General features: G+C 73.2%; 21 protein-coding genes and 1 riboswitch. Of the genes, 9 read left to right on the plus strand and 12 right to left on the minus strand.

Features of this window, described 5'->3' with window-relative positions; translation table 11 throughout:
* Positions 1-100 precede the first annotated feature (100 nt).
* Positions 101-304: a cold-shock protein gene (locus HDA43_RS15440; RefSeq protein WP_179821289.1), complete on the plus strand. Its 204-nt coding sequence runs from the start codon at positions 101-103 to the stop codon at positions 302-304.
* Positions 305-1,083: 779 nt separating this feature from the next.
* Here the strand turns inward: HDA43_RS15440 and serS are convergent.
* The 3 genes from serS to HDA43_RS15455 form a co-directional block, all read right to left on the minus strand.
* Complete coding sequence (gene serS, locus HDA43_RS15445) at positions 1,084-2,346, minus strand: serine--tRNA ligase (RefSeq protein ID WP_179821291.1); 1,263 nt, start codon at positions 2,344-2,346, stop codon at positions 1,084-1,086.
* A gap of 152 nt (positions 2,347-2,498) precedes the next feature.
* Complete coding sequence (gene pheA / locus HDA43_RS15450) at positions 2,499-3,419, minus strand: prephenate dehydratase (protein WP_179821293.1); 921 nt, start codon at positions 3,417-3,419, stop codon at positions 2,499-2,501.
* Positions 3,420-3,479: 60 nt separating this feature from the next.
* Positions 3,480-4,853 carry a glycosyltransferase 87 family protein gene (locus tag HDA43_RS15455; RefSeq protein ID WP_218912212.1) on the minus strand — a complete coding sequence of 458 codons (1,374 nt, stop codon included), beginning with the start codon at positions 4,851-4,853 and terminating at the stop codon, positions 3,480-3,482.
* Between the two features lie 158 nt (positions 4,854-5,011).
* Between HDA43_RS15455 and HDA43_RS15460 the strand changes: the two genes are divergently transcribed.
* A complete protein-coding gene (locus tag HDA43_RS15460) occupies positions 5,012-7,411 on the plus strand; it encodes a hypothetical protein (RefSeq protein WP_179821298.1) in 2,400 nt (799 codons plus the stop codon).
* Here the strand turns inward: HDA43_RS15460 and HDA43_RS15465 are convergent.
* From HDA43_RS15465 to HDA43_RS15475, 3 genes are all read right to left on the minus strand, one after another.
* Complete coding sequence (locus HDA43_RS15465; RefSeq protein WP_312873282.1) at positions 7,293-8,858, minus strand: MptA/MptB family glycosyltransferase; 1,566 nt, start codon at positions 8,856-8,858, stop codon at positions 7,293-7,295. The two genes, HDA43_RS15460 and HDA43_RS15465, sit on opposite strands and share 119 nt — an antisense overlap.
* Positions 8,859-8,982: 124 nt before the next feature.
* Entirely contained in the window at positions 8,983-9,663 is a 681-nt protein-coding gene (locus HDA43_RS15470) for a glycosyltransferase (protein ID WP_179821302.1), read from the minus strand.
* 11 nt (positions 9,664-9,674) lie between these two features.
* On the minus strand, positions 9,675-10,028 hold the full coding sequence (locus tag HDA43_RS15475; RefSeq protein WP_179821304.1) for an STAS domain-containing protein: 354 nt from the start codon (positions 10,026-10,028) through the stop codon (positions 9,675-9,677).
* A 220-nt stretch (positions 10,029-10,248) separates the two neighbouring features.
* On the opposite strand from HDA43_RS15475, the gene HDA43_RS15480 reads away from it, so the two are divergent.
* The gene (locus HDA43_RS15480; RefSeq protein ID WP_179821306.1) at positions 10,249-10,761 is read left to right on the plus strand and encodes a hypothetical protein; all 513 of its coding nucleotides are present in this window, start codon (positions 10,249-10,251) and stop codon (positions 10,759-10,761) included.
* A gap of 47 nt (positions 10,762-10,808) precedes the next feature.
* Here HDA43_RS15480 and HDA43_RS15485 read toward each other — a convergent pair whose 3' ends face one another.
* Positions 10,809-11,936 (minus strand): sensor histidine kinase, encoded by a 1,128-nt coding sequence (locus HDA43_RS15485; protein ID WP_179821308.1) that lies wholly within the window; start codon positions 11,934-11,936, stop codon positions 10,809-10,811.
* Positions 11,937-11,940: 4 nt separating this feature from the next.
* Positions 11,941-12,636, minus strand: a complete 696-nt coding sequence (locus HDA43_RS15490) for a response regulator transcription factor (protein WP_179821310.1) — start codon at positions 12,634-12,636, stop codon at positions 11,941-11,943.
* 126 nt (positions 12,637-12,762) lie between these two features.
* On the opposite strand from HDA43_RS15490, the gene HDA43_RS15495 reads away from it, so the two are divergent.
* The 3 genes from HDA43_RS15495 to HDA43_RS15505 all read left to right on the plus strand — a co-directional run bounded on the left by HDA43_RS15495 (position 12,763) and on the right by HDA43_RS15505 (position 13,997).
* Entirely contained in the window at positions 12,763-12,930 is a 168-nt protein-coding gene (locus tag HDA43_RS15495) for a hypothetical protein (RefSeq protein WP_179817694.1), read from the plus strand.
* Positions 12,927-13,190: a DUF6412 domain-containing protein gene (locus tag HDA43_RS15500; RefSeq protein ID WP_179821312.1), complete on the plus strand. Its 264-nt coding sequence runs from the start codon at positions 12,927-12,929 to the stop codon at positions 13,188-13,190. Before HDA43_RS15495 ends, HDA43_RS15500 begins: the two co-directional genes overlap by 4 nt.
* A 111-nt stretch (positions 13,191-13,301) precedes the next feature.
* The gene (locus HDA43_RS15505) at positions 13,302-13,997 is read left to right on the plus strand and encodes a YidC/Oxa1 family membrane protein insertase (RefSeq protein WP_179821314.1); all 696 of its coding nucleotides are present in this window, start codon (positions 13,302-13,304) and stop codon (positions 13,995-13,997) included.
* A gap of 105 nt (positions 13,998-14,102) precedes the next feature.
* On the opposite strand, the gene HDA43_RS15510 is transcribed toward HDA43_RS15505, so the two are convergent.
* The gene (locus HDA43_RS15510; RefSeq protein ID WP_179823274.1) at positions 14,103-14,531 is read right to left on the minus strand and encodes an ATP-binding protein; all 429 of its coding nucleotides are present in this window, start codon (positions 14,529-14,531) and stop codon (positions 14,103-14,105) included.
* 176 nt (positions 14,532-14,707) lie between these two features.
* Complete coding sequence (locus HDA43_RS15515; RefSeq protein WP_179821316.1) at positions 14,708-16,627, minus strand: sensor histidine kinase; 1,920 nt, start codon at positions 16,625-16,627, stop codon at positions 14,708-14,710.
* 85 nt (positions 16,628-16,712) lie between these two features.
* Between HDA43_RS15515 and HDA43_RS15520 the strand changes: the two genes are divergently transcribed.
* Positions 16,713-17,294 carry a methylated-DNA--[protein]-cysteine S-methyltransferase gene (locus HDA43_RS15520; protein WP_179821319.1) on the plus strand — a complete coding sequence of 194 codons (582 nt, stop codon included), beginning with the start codon at positions 16,713-16,715 and terminating at the stop codon, positions 17,292-17,294.
* A gap of 37 nt (positions 17,295-17,331) precedes the next feature.
* Here the strand turns inward: HDA43_RS15520 and HDA43_RS15525 are convergent, their stop codons facing one another.
* Entirely contained in the window at positions 17,332-18,702 is a 1,371-nt protein-coding gene (locus HDA43_RS15525) for a purine-cytosine permease family protein (RefSeq protein ID WP_179821321.1), read from the minus strand.
* Positions 18,691-18,803: riboswitch (TPP riboswitch) on the minus strand. Its footprint overlaps the gene before it by 12 nt.
* A 264-nt stretch (positions 18,804-19,067) precedes the next feature.
* Between HDA43_RS15525 and HDA43_RS15530 the strand changes: the two genes are divergently transcribed.
* Both HDA43_RS15530 and HDA43_RS15535 read left to right on the plus strand, forming a co-directional pair.
* Positions 19,068-20,282, plus strand: a complete 1,215-nt coding sequence (locus HDA43_RS15530) for an MFS transporter (RefSeq protein ID WP_179821324.1) — start codon at positions 19,068-19,070, stop codon at positions 20,280-20,282.
* A gap of 45 nt (positions 20,283-20,327) precedes the next feature.
* Positions 20,328-20,714, plus strand: a complete 387-nt coding sequence (locus tag HDA43_RS15535) for a VOC family protein (protein WP_179821326.1) — start codon at positions 20,328-20,330, stop codon at positions 20,712-20,714.
* Between the two features lie 70 nt (positions 20,715-20,784).
* Here the strand turns inward: HDA43_RS15535 and HDA43_RS15540 are convergent, their stop codons facing one another.
* Positions 20,785-21,117, minus strand: coding sequence for a rhodanese-like domain-containing protein (locus HDA43_RS15540; RefSeq protein WP_179821329.1), 333 nt, complete (start codon positions 21,115-21,117; stop codon positions 20,785-20,787).
* Position 21,118: the final 1 nt, after the last annotated feature.

Raw genomic sequence — 21,118 nt, forward strand, 5'->3', positions numbered from 1 at the left:
TGAAAACCAGTTTGACTGAACCACCCCGGGGCGTGCTGTACGACACATGGGGTTCACGAGGTGTGAATCCCGAAGTTTCAAATCCTGAGGGAGAGCTTTAATGGCTCAGGGAACCGTCAAGTGGTTCAACGCTGAAAAGGGCTTCGGCTTCATCGCGCCGGACGGTGGCGCACCGGACGTCTTCGTCCACTTCTCCGAGATCCAGGGCTCCGGCTACCGGAGCCTCGAGGACGGTCAGCGCGTCGAGTTCGAGATCACGCAGGGCCAGAAGGGCCCGCAGGCCTCGCAGGTTCGCGCCGTCTGACGCATAGACCTCTGCAGAGGGGAAGGCGGGGTTCGCTTCACGCGAACCCCGCCTTCGCCGTTTCCGGACAGCCCTGCGACTTTCGGACATACCCGGACGCTCTTTCTGGGCACCCCTTATGCCCCCTCCTGGTCGCTCCTTTCGCCCCCTGCGCGCCCCCTACGCCTCCCTGGGCGCGCCTCTTACGCCCCCTCTGGTCGCCGCTTTCGCCGCCGACCGCCCCTTCGCCACCGCCGATCGCGTCCCTCCGCCCTTTCCGGGCGTCCTCGCCGCCGCGCCCCCGAACGACTTCGCGGGGCGGCTTCCGCCACGGCCGGCGAATCACCGGGCGCACGGCCCCGTGCCCTCTCCTCACCCCTGAGAGCGCCGCTGAGTGCCTCACTCGGCCTGGACCATCGAGAAAGCCAGTGGCCGGCCCCCAAGCCTCCTGTGGGCCCATGGAGGCCGTCTCTGCCGAGGAGGCGCGATGGTCACTGCGGGAGCCGTGGATCGACACCGGTGTGGGTCGCCTCTCGTGTGGCGGACATCACCGCTCGGCGGTGGATGCCGAATCACATTCCGGTGATCGGGGGAAGCCCTCGCGACCGCCCCCGGCCTTTGCCGTAGATATCCGGACTTTTGGCCATCTACCAGGAGGTCGAGGCCGTACGCTCGCCGTCCACTTCCCTTGACCGGGGGCATGACGACGAGGGCCCCGCCGGGATCGGCGGGGCCCTCGGGCCGGGAGGGTACGGAAGGGTGGGGAAAGACCGAAAAGAAGGCCGGAAGACCTATATGTGTTACTTGGCGGGTTCGAGGACGTCGAGGCCGACGTAGGGGCGCAGGGCCTCCGGGACCACGACGGAGCCGTCGGCCCGCTGGTGGTTCTCCAGGATGGCGACGATCCACCGGGTGGTGGCCAGGGTGCCGTTGAGAGTCGCCACGTGCTGCGGCTTGCCGCCCGCGTCGCGGTAGCGGACGCCCAGGCGACGGGCCTGGAAGTCGGTGCAGTTGGACGTCGAGGTCAGCTCGCGGTAGCGGCCCTGGCTGGGCACCCACGCCTCGCAGTCGAACTTCCGCGCCGCGCTCGTGCCGAGGTCGCCCGCCGCGGTGTCGATGATCCGGTAGGGCAGCTCGACCTTGGCGAGCATCTCCCGCTCCCAGTCGAGCAGCCGCCGGTGCTCGGCCTGCGCGTCCTCGGGACGGCAGTAGGAGAACATCTCGATCTTGTCGAACTGGTGGACCCGGATGATGCCCCGGGTGTCCTTGCCGTACGAGCCCGCCTCGCGGCGGAAGCAGGACGACCAGCCGGCGTAGCGGTACGGCAGCGCCGCGCCGTCGAGGATCTCGTCGGCGTGGTAGGCAGCCATCGGGACCTCGCTGGTGCCGACCAGGAACAGGTCCTCCTCCGGCAGGTGGTAGACCTCGCTGGCGTGCGCGCCGAGGAAGCCGGTGCCCTTCATCGACTCCGGCTTGACCAGCACCGGCGGGATCATCGGGATGAACCCGGCCTCGATCGCGTGCTGCATGGCCATGTTGAGCAGGCCGAGCTGGAGCCGGGCGCCGGCGCCCTTCAGGAAGAAGAACCGCGCGCCGGAGACCTTCGCGCCACGCTCCATGTCGATCGCGCCGAGCAGCTCGCCGAGCTCCAGGTGGTCGCGCGGCTCGAAGTCGAAGGACGGCTTCTCGCCGACCTCCTCCAGCACGACGTAGTCGTCCTCGCCGCCCTCCGGGGCGCCCTCCTCGACGAGGTTGGGCACGGTGTGGAGCAGCTCCTCGAGCTCCCCGGCCAGCTTCTCGGCCTCGGCCTCGGCGGACTTGACCTGTGCCGAGAGGTCCTTGGCCCGGTCGAGCAGGGCGGTCTTCTCCTCGCCGGAGGCGCGGGAGACCGACTTGCCGATGCTCTTCTGCTCGGCGCGCAGCGCCTCGAAGCGGCTCAGCGCGCCGCGCCGCCGCTCGTCGAGGTCGAGCAGCTTTTCGACGACGGAGTCGTCCTCACCGCGGGCACGCTGCGACGCCCGTAGCCGGTCGGGATCCTCACGAAGGGTACGCAGGTCAATCACAGGACAAGGCTACCGATGCGGGGCACGCACCCGCTCACCTATTACCCGGGTTTCTCCGGCCCGGCCGGTCCCACCGGAACGGAGGGGCGGACCGGCCGGAAGAGCCAGGCCGGCCGAAAGGGTCAGGGCCGGCCGGGAGGGCGCTGGAAGGGTCAGGGCCGGCCGGAGCGGATCCTGGACAGCCAGCCCGCGGCCTCGGCGAAGTCGTCGTCGGCCGTGCCCCGCTTGATCCGCGGCGCCACGCCGTCGGCGCGCGGGTAGCTCCCGAGGAAGCGGACGTCGGCGCAGATGCGACGCAGGCCGGAGACCGCCTCGCCGACCCGGGCCTCGGCCACGTGGCCTTCGAGGTCGAAGTGGAAGAAGTAACGGCCGATGCCGTCGCCGGTGGGCCGCGACTCGATGCGGGTGAGGTTGACGCCGCGCACCGAGAACTCGGTGAGCATCTCCAGCAGCGCGCCCGGGTGGTCGTCGGTGAGGAAGGCGACCAGTGAGGTGCAGTCGGAGCCGGTGGGCTCGGGCAGCCGGCCCGGCCGGGAGAGGCGGATGAACCGGGTCACGGTGTCGGACCGGTCGCCGACCCCGGACGCCAGCTCCACCAGGCCGTAGCGCTCGCCGGCGATGCGCGCGGCGATGGCCGCGTCGTACGGCGAGCCCGGGTCGGCCACCTCCTGGGCGGCGGCCGCGGTCGACGGGGCCGGGACCACCACGGCGTCCGGCATCTCGCGGGCGACGAAGCCACGGCACTGGGTGATGGCGGCCGGATGGGTGTAGACCCGCTTGACGTCGGAGAGCGGCATCTCCGTCCGCGTCAGCAGGGAGAACTGCACCGGCAGCAGCAGCTCGGCGGTGATGAGCAGCGGCTCGCCCCAGGCGAGCTCGTCGAGGGTCGAGCTGATGCCGCCCTCCAGGGAGTTCTCCAGCGGCACGACGGCGCCGTCGGCCTCACCCCGCCTGGCGGCGTCCAGCGCCGCGCTGACGTTGGCGCTCGGCAGGCCCTCGGCGTGCGGCGCCAGGATGCGCAGGGCCTCCTCGGTGAAGGTGGCCTCAGGGCCCAGGTAGGCGAGTTTCGGCATGTTGTCAGGCTATCCGGTGCCGGTCCGGAAACGGTGGTGAATCACACGTGCCGGGAGGCGTCAGGTGAGCGGCCGGAACGTCTCGCGGCGTCTCGGCAGCCACGAGGCGAGCAACCAGACCAGGGCCAGCGCGCCCAGCCCGAACCCGTTCTGGACGATCTTTCCCAGCACCGGGCTGAGCACCGGGATCTCGGCGGCCTTGATCGCCACTCCCCACCAGGGGACGGGCACCACGTAGTACAGCCAGACGCCCGCGGCGACCCGGACCCGCACCGGGTCGCGCCCGTCTCCGGCCAGCGCGCCGAGGACCACGACCACCCAGGCCAGGTGGTGGATCCAGGCCACCGGCGACAGCAGCACCGCCATCAGGCCGGTCAGCGCGACCCCGGTCATCGTGTGCCCGTCGAGGAACGCCCGGCGGGCGTGACGGAAGCCGTACCAGCCGACCGCGGCGACCAGGACCAGCCAGAGCAGGGAGGTGGGCGCGTCGGGCAGGTAGAGCCGGATCAGCATGCCGCGCATCGACTGGTTGGTGGTCGCCGCGTTGGCGCCGAGCCGTTCGGGGTCGAGCAGCGCGTGGAACCAGAAGTCGGCGGCGTCGGACGGGATCACCAGGAACGGCAGCAGGGTCAGCAGCGCGGCGGTGAAGGCCGCCATGAAGAAGGCCCGGCGCTGCTCCGGCCGCCCGCCCGGGCCGAACCCGGTGATGAGCAGGTAGATCAGGAAGACGCCGGGGGTGAGCTTGACCGCGGTGGCCAGGCCGATCAGCAGGCCGCGCGGCCAGACCGGGCGGCGGGCCGCGCAGTCGGCCAGGCAGAGCGCGACCAGCAGGATGTCCACCTGGCCGAAGCGGACCTGGTCCCTGATCGGCATCAGGTAGGTGCACGCGACCATCAGGACGGCGAACACCGCCGGGAGCCACAGGCCGCCCCACCGGCCCTCCGCCGGCGCGGCCGTACGGCCCGGCGCGGCCCCGCCCTGCGCACCACGGCCGGACGCGGCGCCGTCCGGCCCGCCGGACCCCGGCGCGGCGAGACCCGCTGCCGCGCGGCCCGTCGCGAGACGGCCCAGCGCGGCGCGGAAGGCGTACGCGACGGTGACGGCGAGCGTGGCGAAGATCCCGGCCGTCCACACCCACTGCGCGACCGGCCAGGACATCATGGCCAGCGGTACGGCCAGCATCGCCGCGACCGGCGGGTAGGTGAACGGCAGGAGCTGCGGCGCGGGCGTCACGAAGTCGTAGACCGGCCGGCCTTCGAGGAGTGCCTGGCCGCCGGTACGGTACACATCCAGGTCGACCAGTCGCTGGTCGTCGACGTTGCCCAGCCAGTAGAGGACCAGCGGGGCCGCCGCCGCAGCGACGAGCAGCAGCGCGAGCGGCCACACCCACGGTGGCCGCCTGACGGTGGTCGTCGCGGTCGCCTCGCCAGTCATCACGAGCAGGCAGGTTACCGTGGGGCGGGTAAACCGGCGGCCCGGGTCCCGCCCGCGGATCTCCGCCGTGACGGGGACGCCCGGCCGTCCGGCCGGTCGCGACGGGCGGAATGATCCACGAAGCAGGACCTGACGGTTCACGGACACGGGGGAGTCTCATGGGTGCGGTGCACGGCGGTCACAGGCCCGTCCCCGCCGCGGGCCCGTTCCCGGCCCCGCCGGGCGCCGCGGGGCCGTTCCACGCCGCGCGGGCCCCGGAACGGCCGGCACGCGCCGCGCGGACGGCCGCCGGGGGCGTCCCCGCCGCACAGGCCGCCGCACGGACCGCCGCGCGGGTGCTGTGGGCCGCGCTGGTCGCCGTGTTCACGCTGGTTCTCCTCGTCCCCGGCACGGCCGCCCACGCCGCCGTGCCGGCCGCCGCCTCCGTTCCGGCCGCCGCCTCCCCGGCCGCACCGGCGAACCCGGGGCAGGTCGTGGTGATCGGGGTTCCCGGCCTCCAATGGGATGACCTCGACCGGGCGCGGACGCCGAACCTGTGGGGGCTCGTGGAGCGGGGCGGGTCCGCGTCGATGTCCACCCGGGCGGTGCCCCCGCCGGGACGGAGTCTCATCTGCCCGGTCGCGGGCTGGCTGACCGTCTCGGCGGGGCAGCGGGCGGGAGCGCCCGGGGACGGCTGCGCGCCGCCCGCCGTGCCGCGACCCGGACCGGGCGGCGGGGCGAGCGTGCCGGACTGGTCCCGGCTCACCGCCCACAACGCCGCCGAGGTCTCCTACCGCCCGGTGCTCGGGCAGCTCGGGCAGCTCGTGGTGGACGCCGGGGGGAAGGTGGCGGCGGCCGGGCCGGGAGCCGCGCTCGCCGCTGCCGACAAGTCCGGAAATATTGGTAAATACGCCCCCAGCATCGGCGGACTCGGCGACCTGACACCGTACCGGCTGGTGGTGGCGGAGGTTCCCGACCTCGCCGAGGCGTGGCTGCGGGGGCGTCCGGGAGACGGCGGCCCGCTCGCCGCGTTGACCGACCGGGCCCGCCGGGAGGCGGTGGCCGCCGCCGACCGCGGGGTGGGCGCGGTCCTCGGCCGGGTCCCGCCGGGCGCCACCGTCCTGCTCGGCGGCCTGTCCGACACCTCGCCGACCGCCCACCTGCACGTGGCCGTCGCCCGGGGGGCGTCCCCCGACGGCGCGCCGTACCCGCGCGGCCTGCTCACCGCGCCCTCCACCCGGCAGGACGGCCTGGTCACCAACACCGACCTGACCGCCACCGTGATCGCCCTGCTCGGCCTGGAGGCGCCGAACACGGTCGTGGGGCACGCCTGGCGGAGCGCCGGGCCGGGCGGCGGGAGCGCGGCCGCCACGGTGGACCGGCTGGCCGACGACGACCTCGCCAGCGAGGTGCTGCGCGAGGTGCGGGGGCCGTTCTTCACCGGCCTGGTGACCGTGCAGATCCTGTTCTACGTGCTGGCCGCCGTGGCGTTCCGGCGCGGCTGGGGCGGCTCGCGGGCGCTGACGGCCGTCCGGGGCGTCGCGACGGTCAGCGGCGCGATCCCCGTCGGCATCTTCCTGGCCCAGCTCGTGCCGTGGTGGAGCCTGCCCGCGCCGATGGCCGCGCTGGTCCTGACCATCGTGGCCGTCGCCTGCGTGGTCGCGGCGCTCGCCCTGGCCGGGCCGTGGCGGGCGCACGTCCTCGGCCCGCTGACCGTGGTCGCCGCGATCACCTCGCTGGCCCTGCTGGCCGACGTGATGACCGGCTCCCGGCTCCAGGTGAACGCGGTCGGCGGCTACGAGCCCGTCACCGGTGGGCGCTTCTACGGCTTCGGCAACATCGCCTTCGCGGTCTACTCGGCCGGCACCATCCTGGCGCTCGCCGGGGTCGCCCAGTGGCTGCTGCCCCGCGGACGCCGCGCGCTCGCCCTGACCGTCTGCGTCCTGTACGGCGGGCTCGCGGTGTTCGCCGACGGCTGGCCGGGGTGGGGCGCCGACTTCGGCGGCGTCCCGGCGTTCCTGGCCGGGGTGGCCGTCCTCGTGGTCCTGCTGTCGGGTCGCCGGCTGTCGGTGGCCAAGGCCGTCCTGATCGGCACGGCGGGCGTCCTGGCCATCACGGTGATCGCGGTGGCCGACTGGCTGCGGCCCGCCGAACAGCGCACCCACCTCGGCGCGTTCGTCCAGCAGGTGCTGGACGGCGAGGCGTGGGCCGTGGTCACCCGGAAGTTCGGCGCGATGCTCGGGATCACCGTCGGCAACTGGCCGCTGACCCTGCTCTCGCTGGTCGCGCTGGCCTTCCTGTTCCTGGTGCTGGACCGCCCCTCCCGGTGGGGCGCCTCCGCGCTGGGCCGGGCCTACGCGCTGGCGCCCGCGCTGCGCGCCGGGCTGATCGGCGCGCTGGTCTGCGCGCTGGCCGGGTTCCTGCTGAACGACTCAGGCATCGCCATCCCGGCGATGGCGCTCACGGTCGCGGTGCCGCTGACGCTGACCGCCTGCGTGCGCGCGCTCCGGCTCTCGCCGCCCACCACGCCAGGGCGAGCGTCAGAGCCAGCAGGGACCACGGCACCACCCGCTCCCTGAGCAGGGTCTTCAGCCACAGCAGGTCGGCCGGGCGCATCGCCTCCCTGGCCGGGAGGTAGCCCAGCGACAGGACGGCCGTCCTGGCCAGCACGAAGGTCTCCAGCGCGGGCCAGGACGCCCCGGCCGCCATCGCCAGCAGCGCGAAGGCCAGCCCGTCGTACCACGGCAGCGCGTACGGCGCGGCGAACAGCCAGGCGGCCACCAGCGCCGCGGAGACCGCCGGGGCGGTGGCCCGGGGCGTGGCCCGCAGGACCAGCCACGCCAGGCAGGCCAGCAGCAGCATCGAGCCGAGCTGGATCCAGGAGGAGTACGCGCCGGGCCCGAAGGCCGCCTGCAGGCCGGTCTTGGCGAGCTGCCACGGGGTGGCGAGGGAGACCTTCTTGCTGGCCGCGCCGACCTGGTCGAGCACGTGCGGCCCGGCCAGGCCGTAGGTCAGCAGCACGGTGGCCGTGGCGGCGCCCGCGACGACGGCGAGCCGGCGCGGCGAGCGGCGCAGCTCCCACGCCGGGCCGAGCGCGACCAGCCCGGCGTTGAGCTTCACCCCGATGCCCAGCCCGAGCAGCACGCCGCTCCCGGCCCGCCGCCACCCGCCGCCCGGTCCGCCCGGTACGGCCGGACCCCCTGGTCCGGCCACGCCGGCCGGGACGGCGCCGGCCCGTGCCGCGTTCCCGGCCGCGTGGGCCACGAGCGCGGCGACCATGCAGGCCACGGCGAGGGTGTCGACGTGCATCCCAGCGGCCAGGTGGTAGAGCATCAGCGGGTTGGCCGCCCACAGCAGCGCCACCCGGCGGGACAGCCCGGCGTCGGCCCGGGTGAAGCGGTGCAGCAGCAGCGCGGTCCCGATGAACGCGGCCGCGTTGAACGCCGCCATCGCGAAGACCGTCAGCCTGACCGAGTCGCCGCCGATCAGGCTCGCCAGCGCGTGCACGGCCGTCGCCACCGGGCCGTACACGCTCGTCACGCCGGCCCACTCCTCCACCGCGCCGGTGACCGGGTCGGCGGGCAGCTCGGCGGGGGTGACGGCGTAGGGGTCGAGGCCGAGGGCGGCCAGGCGACCGTAGGCGGCGTAGTTCAGGTGGTCGGCCGAGCCGGACGGGGGCAGGAAGGCCAGCAGCCCGGCCACCGCGCAGCCGGCCACCAGCAGCAGGCGGGGGGCGGGCCCGCTCCGGGCTCGCAGCGCGCCGGCCAGTCCGAGGCCGCCCAGCACGATCGCGGCCGCGGCCATGGCGATCACGAGGTGGCCGTCGGGGCGCACGCCCAGGGAGTAGGGGGGCTGCCAGGCCGGGCCGGGCAGCGCGGGGACCATCGCGGACGGCCCGAGCAGCCCGATCAGGACCGTCAGGACCGCCGACAGCCCCACGGCCGCGTAGGCGGCCGCGTCGATTCCCCGGAACGCGCCACGCGCGGGGGCTCGCCTGCCGTCGACAACCGCCGGATCCCGAGTCACCCGCAAATTCCAGCACACCCGGCGCGGTGCCCCGGGCGGTGGCCGGTCCGGAGCGCCGGACGGGCATGCGCGGGCCCCCGGTGACGGTCCGCCGAGACGGCGGCCGACGGCCGGTGACGGGCGGCTAGCGGCGGACCAGCAGGGCGCGGGCGACGTCGCGGAACTGCCGGGCCCGGTGGACCTGGGCCCTCCAGTCGGTGCCGGTGGCCCGGTGGGCCATCTCCACCTCGACCTCCCGCACGCGGAACCCCTTGCGCAGCAGGTCGATCGTCAGCGCGGTCTCCACGCCGAAGCCGTGCGCCAGGGGGCGGGCGGCCTCGAAGGCCGCCCTGGTCAGGCAGCGCTGGCCGTTGAGCGGCTGGGCCGGGGTCCAGCCGGTCGCCCGCTCGATGCCCTCGCGTGCGAGCCGTACCACGAACCCGTGGCCGCCCAGCTTCACCCTGGTGGCGAACACGGCGATGGTCATGTCGGCCTCGCCCGCCGCGACGGGCTCGATCAGCGGCGCGGCGGTGCGCGCCGTCTCGCCCAGGTCGGCGTCGAGGAACAGGAGGTTCCTGGGGCTCTCGTCGTCGAACAGGCGCACCGCCTCGGCGCCGCTCTCCATGGCGGCGGCCTTGCCGCGGTTGCGGCTGTGCCGTACGACGCGCGCCCCGGCGGCCTTGGCCACCCTGCCGGTCTGGTCGGTCGAGCCGTCGTCCACCACGACGACGAGATCGACGCCCGGGAGCGCCGTGGCGGCGGCCACGGTGGCGCCGATCCTGTCCGCCTCGTCCTTGGCAGGGATGATCACTGCTGTGCCGGTCATCGTCGCGCCGGTCACCCCTGCGGCTCGGCCGACAGCGACTCGTCCGGCACCGCCTCGTGCACGGTGAACACCGAGTCCAGCCCGGTGACCTGGAGGATCTTGCGTACGGCGGGCCGCGGCGCGGCCAGCTCCATGGTCCCCCCGCGCTCGCGCAGCCGCTTGAGCGCGGCGAGCAGCACGTTCATCCCCGTGGAGTCGCAGAACTCCACCTTGGAGAGGTCGAGGACCACGTAGGTGGTCGGACTCTCCTGGAGCAGCCGAGCGAACTCGGACTGCAGGCCTGGCGCGGTGTACAGGTCGATTTCACCGGTGATAGTCATGACGGTGTGCCCGGCATGAGATCGAGTTGAGACTTTTAGCTCCACAGCGGCACACTAGCGGCGCGAAGGCCCCGGGTCACGTTCTCTCGCCCAGGACGAGTCGCCGGCCTTTTGTCCCCCGTTTCGACCTCACGGAAACCCTGAGTGCGCGAGACTTGACACTGCGCAATACCGGCTCGGCCGGGAAGGGAGTGACCCGGAACTCTCCCGCCCGTCCACTGCGCCACGGCAGCGACGACCGCTGAGCAGAAACGGGCTCGACCAGATGAACACCGACCTTCCTGAGGACCCCCAGCGACAGCGGCTCCGGGACCACCTGGAGTCCATGATCACCCGAACCGAGAAGGCCACCTCGTGGCACGACGCGGCCGGGTCCCTCCGCGACATGATGAGCCACGAGGGATACGTCCCGATCAGGACCCGCCTGACGGGCGACGACCTCGACTTCCTGGAGGGCGCGCGCGAGGAGCTGCTCGGCTTCGCCACCCTCGGGGTCCGGCTCCTCGACCTCCACCGGCCGCGCGACGCGGGCGGCATCACCAGCGACGCGGCCCACCCGATCCTGCGGTGCCGCGGCTGCATGTGGCGCTGGCCGTGTCCCACCTTCCGGGCCATGGTGGAGTCCTTCGACACCCCGCGGGCGCCGTCCTCCTACCGGCACGTCGAACCCGACGATCCCGACGATCCCGGCGGTTCCGGCGGTTCCGGCGGTTCCGGCGACGGAGGGAAGACCCGGGTGATCCTCGTCTCCCCACGGAGCGGCCCCCACGAACGGTAGGCCGCCGACCGCGGACGGACCCCGGGCCCGGGACGGCGGGCGGACGCTCAGGCCGGCAGCGGCAGGCGGATCTCGAAGCGGCAGCCGGCCCCGGCGTTGACCACGCCGATGGTCCCCTCGTGCGCCTCGACGATGCCCTGCGCGATCGCCAGACCGAGCCCGGCCCCGGTGCCGTCCGCACCCGGGGTCCGGGCCGCCTCGCCGCGGAAGGCCACGTCGAACACGCGGGGCAGGTCCTCCTCCGGGATGCCGCCGCAGCAGTCGGCGACCGACAGGCAGGCGACCTCTCCCTCCACCGCCGCGCGCACCAGCACGGTGCCGTCGGCGGGGGTGTGCCTGATCGCGTTGACCACGAGGTTGCGCAGCGCCCTTGACAGCTCCCCCGCGTCGGCCACGACCGGGACGACCTCGCCCGCCTCGCCGGCCAGCCGTACGCTCTTGGCCCTGGCCAGCGGCTCGGCGCCGGCCAGGGCGTCGGCGACCAGGTCGCCGAGGCCTACCGGGGAGCGCGAAAGCCGCAGCGCGCCCGCGTGGATCCGCGACAGCTCGAACAGGTCGCCGACCATGCCCGACAGCCGGTCCACCTCCAGGCGGATCCGCCGGTGGTAGCGCGCCACGGTCTCCGGGTCGCCGGCCACGCCGTCCTCCAGCGCCTCGGCCATGGCCCGCATGCCCGCCAGCGGGGTGCGCAGGTCGTGGCTGACCCAGGCGACGAGCTCGCGGCGCGCGCTCTCCAGCGCGCGTTCGCGCTCGTGGCCGAGGCGGATGCGCTCGTAGGCCTGCTCCAGGGTCCTGGCGATGGTGTCGAGTTCGGCGGGCAGGCTGCGGGGCGGCGCGAACTCCCCCGACGGCGGTACGGCGCGCACGGCCGCGACAAGCCTGCGGCTGGCCGCCACGACCCGGCGGGCCAGCACCGCCGCGACCCCCAGCCCGACGAGCCCGCCGACCGCGACCACGCTGAGCACGATGTCCCGGGGCGTGCCCTCGATGATCATCTCAAGGGTGATGGCGACCACCCCGCCGACCGTCGCCACGACGGTCACCACGGCGACCACCGCGAGCATCACGCCGATCGACCGTTCGCGCAGCAGCCGCATCGCGCCCAGCCCGGCCAGCGCCACCAGCAGGCCGAGGCCCGCCGTGACCGCGACGATGACCAGGATCTCGGGGATCACGGGATCATGGCTCCGGGGTGGGCTCGAAGCGGTAGCCGACGCCCCAGACGGTGACGATGCGGCGGGGCGCGGCCGGGTCCGGCTCGATCTTCTCGCGGAGACGGCGGACGTGCACGGTCACCGTGGAGGAGTCGCCGAAGGACCAGCCCCAGACCTGGTCGAGCAGGGCCGCGCGGCTGAACGCCTGGCGGGGGTTGCGCATGAGGTGGGCCAGCAGGTCGAACTCGCGGGCGGTCAGCGTCACCTCCGCGGCGCCGAGCCGTACCTCGTGGGCGTCGACGTCGACGACCAGGTCGCCGTCCCGGAGCACGCCGGTCCCGGCCGCCGCCGCGGCGCCGCGTCCCCGCCGCAGCACGGACCGCACTCGCAGGGCCAGCTCCCGGGGGCTGAACGGCTTGGTGACGTAGTCGTCGGCGCCGATCTCCAGACCGGCCACCCGGTCGATCTCCTCGCCCAGCGCGGTCAGCATGATCACGGGGATCGGGCGGCGTTCCCGGAGCTTCCGGCAGACGGCGAGGCCGTCCATCTTCGGCAGCATCAGGTCGAGCACCATCAGGTCCGGCGGGTCGGACAGCGCCCGGCGGAGCGCCTCGGCGCCGTCGGAGACGCACTCCACCCGGTGGCCGTCGCGTTCGAGATAGCGGACCACGACCTCGGCCACCGTGGGGTCGTCGTCGACCACCAGAATCCGCGCGCCCATGACGTCCACGGTAGGCCCGTGCGGACCGTCCGCCGCGTCCGCGTCACCGGTCCGTAAGGATCGGGGAGAGCGGATCGTTATCCCCGTCGCCCCCGCGGGGGCCGCATCCCGCGTACCGTGGATCACATGACTCGTACGGTGATGGCGGTCCTGGGCGTCCTGCTGGCGCTTTACGTCGTGTTCGGGCTCCTGCTGCCGGCGCTGTTCGGGCTGCTGAAGTTCGTGCTCGTGCTGGCGGTGGTGGCGTTCGCGGTGGTGGCCGTGGTCACGGTCGTGAGCCGGCTCTCGAAGTGAGCGTCCTGCTCACCCTCCAGACGCTGTTCGTCTGGGTGTTCGACGGCGGCGGGGCGGTCACGGCCGTCGCCGTCATCGGCTTGGGCGTGCTCCTGCTCGCCTGGGCGCTGCGCGCGGTGCCCTCCGTCTCCGATCCGCGACGCCCCCCGTCGCGGGAGCGTGATCGGGCCAGGCGGACGATGTTCATACGGCAGCGCGATCCTGACGCGGCCGGGCGGTCACGACCGAGAGCACCGTCACCGGGCCCGGCGCCCGCGTAAGGTACGTCCGCCGGAAGTATCCGCCGCGACCCCCGCCGGGAGAAGCCCGCCGGGAAGCGTCCGGTCGCGGGCGCCCTCTGTGCCGGTCTCACTCCGCTCAGAAGGGTCCCCATGTTCGACTCCGCCGTCGCGTTCACCGCCGGCCTCATCGGCGCGCTCGCACAACCGTTGCACTCCACCGCGCTGGCCATCGTCCTGTTCACCCTGGGCGTCCGGCTCCTGCTGCTCCCGCTCAGCGTCATGCAGGCCAGGGGCGCGCGAGCCCAGGCGCTGCTGGCGCCGAGGGTCCGGGGGCTGAGGGAGCGGCACGGCCGCGACCCCGAACGGCTGCGCCGGGAGGTGAGCGCGCTCTACGCCGACCAGAAGGTCTCCCCGATGACCGGCTGCCTGCCCGGCCTGGCGCAGATCCCCTTCCTCACGGTGACGTATCGGGCGTTCACGTCCTCGGTGATCGCTGGGCACGCGAACGCGCTTCTGGTCCACGGGCTGTTCGGCGTGCCGCTCGGGCAGCAGTTCGCGGGCGCCGTGGCCGGGTTCGGCCTGCTCAGCGGGCCGACCCTGGTCTTCGCCGGTCTCTTCCTGCTGTTGTTCGCCGTGGCCTGGGTGACGTCGCGACGGATGCGTCTGACGATGGGCGAACACGTTCAGCCGGAGGCGCTCCGCAGGGTGATGCCGCTGCTGCCGTTCGGGACGCTGCTGGTGGCGGCCGTACTCCCGCTGGCGGCCGGGATCTATCTGCTGGTCAGCACGGCCTGGACCGCCGCGGAGCGAGCCGTGCTGTACCGTCCGGCGCCCGCCGCGGCCTGATGTCGCCTCCTGCCATCACCCGGTCGCGTCAGCGCGCGGCCGGGTGGTGGCCGGGCCTTACGGGCCTCCCCGCCGATGGGCCGGGAGCGGCCGGCCGGAACGGTCCTATCCGCACTCCCGCAGCGCGGGCTCGGGCAGGGACACCTGGCCGTCTCCCTGGTCGGCGACGGCGGTGAGCAGGGCCCAGACCGTGGTGATCTCTCCTTCGTGCCTGACGCCCCAGTTCTCGGCGACGTACTCGACGATGCCGAGGCCTCGGCCGCCGAGGGAGGAGAGGGTGGGCCGTCCGGCGCGGGGCTCGGTGGCGGCGCCTCCGTCACTCACCGCAACCTCGACGCACCCCCCGGCCCACCGCCAGGCGACCATGACCTGGCCGGACGGCAGCGGGTGCGCGTGCCGGAGCGCGTTGCTCAGCAGTTCGCTCACCACGAGGACCGCGTCGTCGATGGCGGTCTCGTAGACACCCCATTCTTGCAGGTCGGAGCAGAGACGTTGGCGTGCGACAGCGACGCTGGACGGTGCATACGGCAACAGAACGACGCTCGACGCACTCACCTCCCCGTTTCCCCGTTCCCCCTCAGGAACACACCTGGTACGACCGAAATGCCCCGTTAGATGGTCTTAGAAACCGCGCCTCGATTACGGCTTGTGCACATTCGACGATAGTTCAGCGCATCCGTTACCGGGTCATGACCGCACCGGTGTGTCGGTCAGGTATGGGCGCTCGGCGTGTCGGCAATGGGCAGGGAGAGCCGCATCCGGGTGCCCCCTCCCGCGTTCTCGTGCGCCGTCACCTCGCCGCCCTGGGCGCGGGCCAGGCTGCGCACGATGTACAGGCCGAGGCCGACTCCGCCGAACCTGCGGCGGTCACCGGCGTCCACCTGGACGAACCGCTCGAACACCCGCTCACGGCTGGCGGGCGCGATGCCAACGCCCTCGTCGTCCACGACCACCACCACCCGGTCACCTTCCCGCCAAGCCGCGACCCTGATGAGACCACCGTCCGGTGAGTATTTGAACGCGTTCTCCAGGAGCTGCCCCAGCACGATATCGGTCGCCAGCGCGTCACCGGAGACCGGGGGCAGGTCAGAGGCCACATCGACCTCGACGCGGTGCAGATCCGACAGCACCGGGAGGCCCAGCGTGGCGGCGCGGATCAGCGCGCCCATGTCGAGCGCCTCGATCCGGAGCGTGAGCTCGCCGGCGCCGGCCCGGGAGCCCAGCAGCAGGTGGTCCATGAGCTGGCCGAGGGAACGCGCCCGCTCGGCGATGGTGTGCACGGCCGCGCGGCGCTCGGCGTCGGTCATGCTGTCCCAGCGGGCGTCGAGGGTGCCCGCGAACCCCCGCACCACCGTGATCGGGGTGCGCAGCTCGTGGCTGGTGGTGGCCAGGAAGAGGTCCTTGGCCTCCTCCAGCTCCTTGGCGCGGGTGATGTCGCGGAAGTCGACCACGGTCTCCCCGGTCTCCACGATCTCCGCGCAGAGCACCTCCAGCCAGGCTCCCGAGGCGAGCTGCAGGGTGAGCTTGTCGCCCGGCTCCGGCAGCGGGAACGGCGGCGGCCCGCCGATCACGTCGGCCGCGGTGCGGCCGGTCAGCCCGGCCGCCGCCGGGTTCCACTGGGTGACCCGGCCCTTCTCGTCGAGGACGGCGATGCCGTCGGCGCTGGCGTCGAACACGGCCCGCTCGTGGGCCCGCTGCCACACCGCCTCCTGGTAGGCCATGGCGTTGCCGGCGGCGATCCCGGCGTGCCCGGCCAGCAGCTCCAGCAGCTCCAGCTCCAGGTGGCTCGCCTTGCGCTTGGCGAACAACGCGTACAGCGCGCCGTACGGCCGGCCGCCCACCGCCGCCAGGCCGAGCGCGATGGTGTGCAGGCCGGGCAGCCGCGACCAGATCAGCTCGTCCAGCGCGGCCTGCTCGCCGGTCTCCAGCATCACGGTCCGGCCGGTGCGCAGGAGCTTGCCGACCAGGCTGGAACGCAGGTCGGCGGTGGAGCCGCGCATGGAGTCCGGCAGCCGGTGGGTGGCCACCAGCCGGAGCCGGTCGCCCTCGATGAGCACGAAGCCGCCCGCGTCGGCGCCGGTCAGCTCGGTGAGGCTGGCCGCGATCCGGTCGAGCACCGCGGGCAGCTCCCGCTCGGCGTTGATGTCGGCGACCACGTCGGTGAGCCTGCGGACGAGCTGCGCCCGCCGGGCGGCCTCGTCGTGGGCGCTCTCGTCGTCGCGCGCCAGGTGGTAGACGCTGACGTAGCCGAGCAGGGCGCCGGCCGAGGACCGCAGCGCGCTGGTGTCGACCCGCACGTCGAGGAGGGTGCCGTCGCGGCGGAACCGCCTGGTCCGCAGCGACACCTGGCCGCCGGTGCGGACCCGCTCCAGGACCGCGTTGTGCTCGGCGGTCAGCTCCTCGGGGACCATCGGGGCGCGGCGGCCGAGCAGCTCGGCCGCCGTCCAGCCGAACAGCCGCTCGGCGGCGGCGTTCCAGCTGAGGACCGTCTGGTCGCGGTCGAGGGCGACGATCGCATTGGGCGCGCTGGCGACGACCGCGCGGCCGATGCCGTCGTCGCACCCCCTGCTGTCACCCACATACCAATAGTGCCGTGTCAACCGGCCTGATCTTGGCACTTTCGTCCGCATGTGCTGACACCCGTTGGGAGGATCCGTCCGATACGCTGCCGTCACCGCGCGCCTGAACACGCCCGGACAGCGAAAGGGTGGGGCCATGTCATCCGGTGACATCGACGCACTGCTGCGGGTGACCTCGCCCACGTACGTGGGGAAAACCTCCCCGGATGTCGCGTTCGGCACGCTCGACGGGCCGGTGGGCCGGCTCGTCCTCGCCGTGACGGGCCGGGGCGTGGTGGCGTGCAGCTACGAGGACGAGAACACCGTCTTCGAGCGCGTCAGCAACGAGGTCAGCTCGTTCATCGGGGGCGACCCCCGGCGGCTCGACCCGGTCCGCCGGGAGCTGGACGCCTACTTCTCCGGACGGCTGCGCACCTTCACCGTCCAGATCGACCTGCAGCTCGCCACGCCGTTCGCCCGGACGGTCCTGCAGAAGATGCTCACGGTCCCGTACGGCACGGTGACCACCTACCGGGAGATCGCCGAGCGGATCGGCAGGCCGCGGGCGCTGCGCGCGGTCGGCAACGCGCTGGGCGGCAACCCGGTCTGTGTGATCGTGCCCTGCCACCGGGTCGTCGAGAGCGAGACCGTCCTCGGCGGCTACGCCGGCGGCCCGGTCGCCAAGGAACGGCTGCTGCGCGTCGAGCGGGGCGCGGGCCGCCCGCCCCTCGGCTCGTAGGCGGCCCGCGGGCGCGGGGCGAGGGCCCCGCACCCGCTCACCGCGTACGGCCGGTCAGGACGTGCGGCCGGCGGGCGAACCTGCCGACGGCCAGGGTTATCAGGCCCGCGACGAGGAAGGACCCGACGGCCGCGCTCATCCACGGCTGCTTGGCGAAGCCGACGGCGTCCCTGACCCAGGCCCAGCGGTCGTCCCACCACTGCACCCCCGCGGGGGCGGCGAGCAGCCACCAGGTGGCGAAGCCGAGCACCCACGGGACCACCATGAGCAGGCGGGAGGGGGCGGTCTCGGAGGTGTCCCAGGTCCGGCCGCGGCCGAGCAGGAAGTAGTCGACCGCCAGCACGCCGAACATCGGGACGAACACCGCACCGATGATGCCGAGGAACGCCTGGTAGGAGTGGACGTCGATGACGAGGGCGACCGCGGTGGTCAGCACGCCGATGGCCACGGAGAAGACCCTCCGGTCCACCCTGGGCATCAGGTTCTGCAGCGACATCGCCGTGGAGTAGACGTTCGCGAACGACTGGTCGGTCTCGCGCAGCACCAGGATGCCGAAGAACAGCGCCCCGAGCGGCGCCGCCACGAACGGGGCGAACACCGTGGTCTGGTTCTCGGCCACCGCGGCGTGGCCGGCCAGCGCCACCGCGTAGACGCCGACGGCCAGGCACGCCACCTGGGCGATCGTGTAGCCGCCGACCACGCCGGCGAAGGCCGCGCGGCTGGACCGCGAGTGCCGGGCGTAGTCCGCCGCGACCGGCACCCATGACACCGACAGGGCGATCACGAAGTCCACGGCCGGGGCGAAGTTGTGCCAGGACCCGCCGGTCTGGGCGGGGGTGTCGCGGAGGAAGACCACCGCGAACCAGACGACCGACACCACCACGCCGACGGTGACGAACCGCCGCAGCAGCCGGATGGCGCCCAGCGGGTAGAGGGTCAGCGCCGTCGTCAGCGCCCCGGCGGCGACCGCCCAGACCGCGTACGGCACGGACGGCCCGAAGATCGCCTGGGCGCCCATCGCGACGACCCACAGCTCGAACGCGCCCCAGCCGATCATCTGGACGATGTTGAGGACGGTGGGGACGGAGGAGAGCCTCGCCCCGAACAGGCCGCGCAGCAGCACCATCGCGGGCCGGCCCGTCTGCACGCCCGGCACCGCGGCGAGGCCGACCATCGCGGTGCCGATCAGGCTGCCGACGAGCGAGGCGAGCAGCGCCGCCGGCAGGGTGAGGGCGTCGCCGTCGAGCAGCGGGTCGATCAGGAAGAGGGCGAAGGAGAAGCCGAGCAGGCTGACGCCCAGGTTCGCCCAGAACGCGCCCTGGTCGAGCGCGCCGAGCGTCTTGGGCGGGGCCTGGTCGAGGGTGAGGGGGGCCTCTGCATGCTTGGAACCGATGACATCGGATGTCACGAAACGCTCCCTACGCCGGCATTACCCGGACAGGTTCAGGCGGTCGGCAGCGGCTGTGCTGCCCTCTCAGCCCGGCGCCCCGAGCTCCCGCGTTGGTTTATGCAATTGGCGCCCTCATATTGCCGCATGACAGGACACATGGCCACAGCGGGTCGGATCACGGCCCTCTCGCCGCCCTCGGCTGCCGCGGCCCCATCCATCAATCGTTCATATAGATCGATCAGGATGAAAAGTAGGCATTGGACTCATTGATCGGTGTTCGCCCACTCTTGACCACATGGCGGCGGTCCTGGAGCGCGCCCCGGCCAGGCGCCGCAGGGCCCCGTCCCCTCGGCCCGTGACATCCGATGACCAGAAAGAAGATGATGGCCACACACGTTGACCACCCCCGCTCGGCCACCAGGTCGTGGCTGGGCGTCTCGGCGATCACCGCCAGCCTGTTCGTCTTCCTCACCACGGAACTGATGCCCGTCGGCCTGCTCACCCCGATGAGCTCGAACCTGGGCATATCGGTGGGCGCCGCCGGGCTGATGGTCACCCTGTACGGTGTCTCAGCCGGGCTGGGCGTGCCGTTCATCGTGGCCTGGACCAGGCGCGTCAACCGGCGCGTGCTGCTGTCGGCGCTGCTGGTGATCCTGACCCTGGGCAACCTCATCACCGCCGTCTCGCCGAACTACTCGCTGGTCCTGACGACGCGGCTCGTCATGGGATTCGCCAGCGGCGTGTTCTGGGCCATCGGCGTGAGCATGGCGATGCGCCTCGTCGCCGAACGCCACGCCGGCCGGGCGGCCGCGGTCGTGATGTCGGGCATCTCGGTCGCCGCGGTCGTGGGCATACCGCTGGGCACCCTCCTGGAGAGCCTCACCGGCTGGCGGACCACGTTCCTCATCTGGGCCGGACTCAGCGCGCTGGTCCTCCTCGCGGTCGTCGCCGCGATCCCGTCGCTGCCGTCGCAGAACGCGGTCCCGGTCCGGGAGGTCTTCACGCTCCCGCTCAGAAACGCGCCACTGCGGCTGGTGCTGTTCACCGTCGTGCTGTTCGTGCTCGGCCACTTCGGGGCCTACACCTTCGTGCGCCCCTACCTGGAGGAAAGCACCTCGGCCACGCCCTTCTTCATCACCGCGGTACTGATGCTCTACGGCGCCGGAGGCGCGGCCGGGAACCTCGTCGCCGGGCACACGGTGGGCAGGAACCTCAGGGGCAGCTTCGCCGTGGGCTGCGCCGGGCTCACGGTCTCCCTGCTGCTGCTGCTCACCGTCGGGCACGGGCAGGCCGGAGCGGTCGTCTCGCTGGCCCTGTGGGGGATCTCCTTCGGCGTCGTGCAGCTGTGCCAGGTCAACATGACCCAGGCCGCCGCGCCCGATACCTTCGAAGCCGCGATGTCACTCAACACCATGGCGTACAACACCTCCATCGCGCTCGGGGCGCTGTTCGGCGGACTGCTCGCCGACCACCTGGGCGTCACCGGCGTCGTCTGGTTCGGCGTGGCGCTGACCGCCGCCTCGCTGCTCCTCACCCTCGCCACCCGCGGCAGGACCTCACCCGCCGTCCCCGGCGAGGCGCCGGCCGCACACGGATGAGCCCGCCCCCGACTCAGACGGAACATTCAGCAGAGGAGATCATCGATGCGTGTGAAAGCCTTCGACCACTTGGTGCTCAACGTGCGGGACGCCGAACGGGCACTGGAGTTCTACTCGGGGACCCTCGGCCTCGCGGAGGAGCGGGTCGCGGAGTGGCGGGCGGGTGAGGCGCCCTTCCCGTCGGTACGGGTCGACGAGTCCACCATCATCGATCTGGTCGAACGTCCGCGCGGCGAGTCCAACGTGGACCACATCTGCCTCGTCGTGGATCCGGTGGACTGGCGGCAGGTGATCGACTCCGGCGTCCTCACCGTGCTGGAGGGGCCGGTCAGCCGGTTCGGCGCGCGTGGCGACGCGCAGTCGGTGTACGTGCGGGACCCCGACGGCAACACCGTCGAGCTGCGCTGGTATCCCCAGGACGTCGAACGGTGAACCGCGGCGGGGCCGGCCCGGCCGCGTGATCCCGTGATCGACGCGATCGGGCCGGCCCCGGACCGGCGGATCAGGCCACGAACGGGTCCCGGCCGCTCTCGCTCACCATCGGCAGGCCCGCGCTCCCCCACGCCTGCATGCCGCCGCCGACGTTGATCGCTTCCCGTCCGACGTGGTTGAGCCAGGCGGCGGCGTGCGCCGACCGGCCGCCGGAGCGGCAGATCACGTAGACGGGCGCGTCCGGCGGCACCTCACCGGCCCGGACCTGGAGCTCTCCGAGCGGGATGTGGACGGCCGTGGGCGCGTGTCCCGCCCGCCACTCGTCGTTCTCGCGCACGTCGAGCAGGAACGCTCCGTCGGGGACGGCCTGTGCTTCGACCTCAGGAACAGTCATGACACCCATT

Origin of the sequence: Streptosporangium sandarakinum, assembly GCF_013409935.1 — a bacterium.
Classification (GTDB): Bacteria; Actinomycetota; Actinomycetes; order Streptosporangiales; family Streptosporangiaceae; genus Streptosporangium; species Streptosporangium nondiastaticum.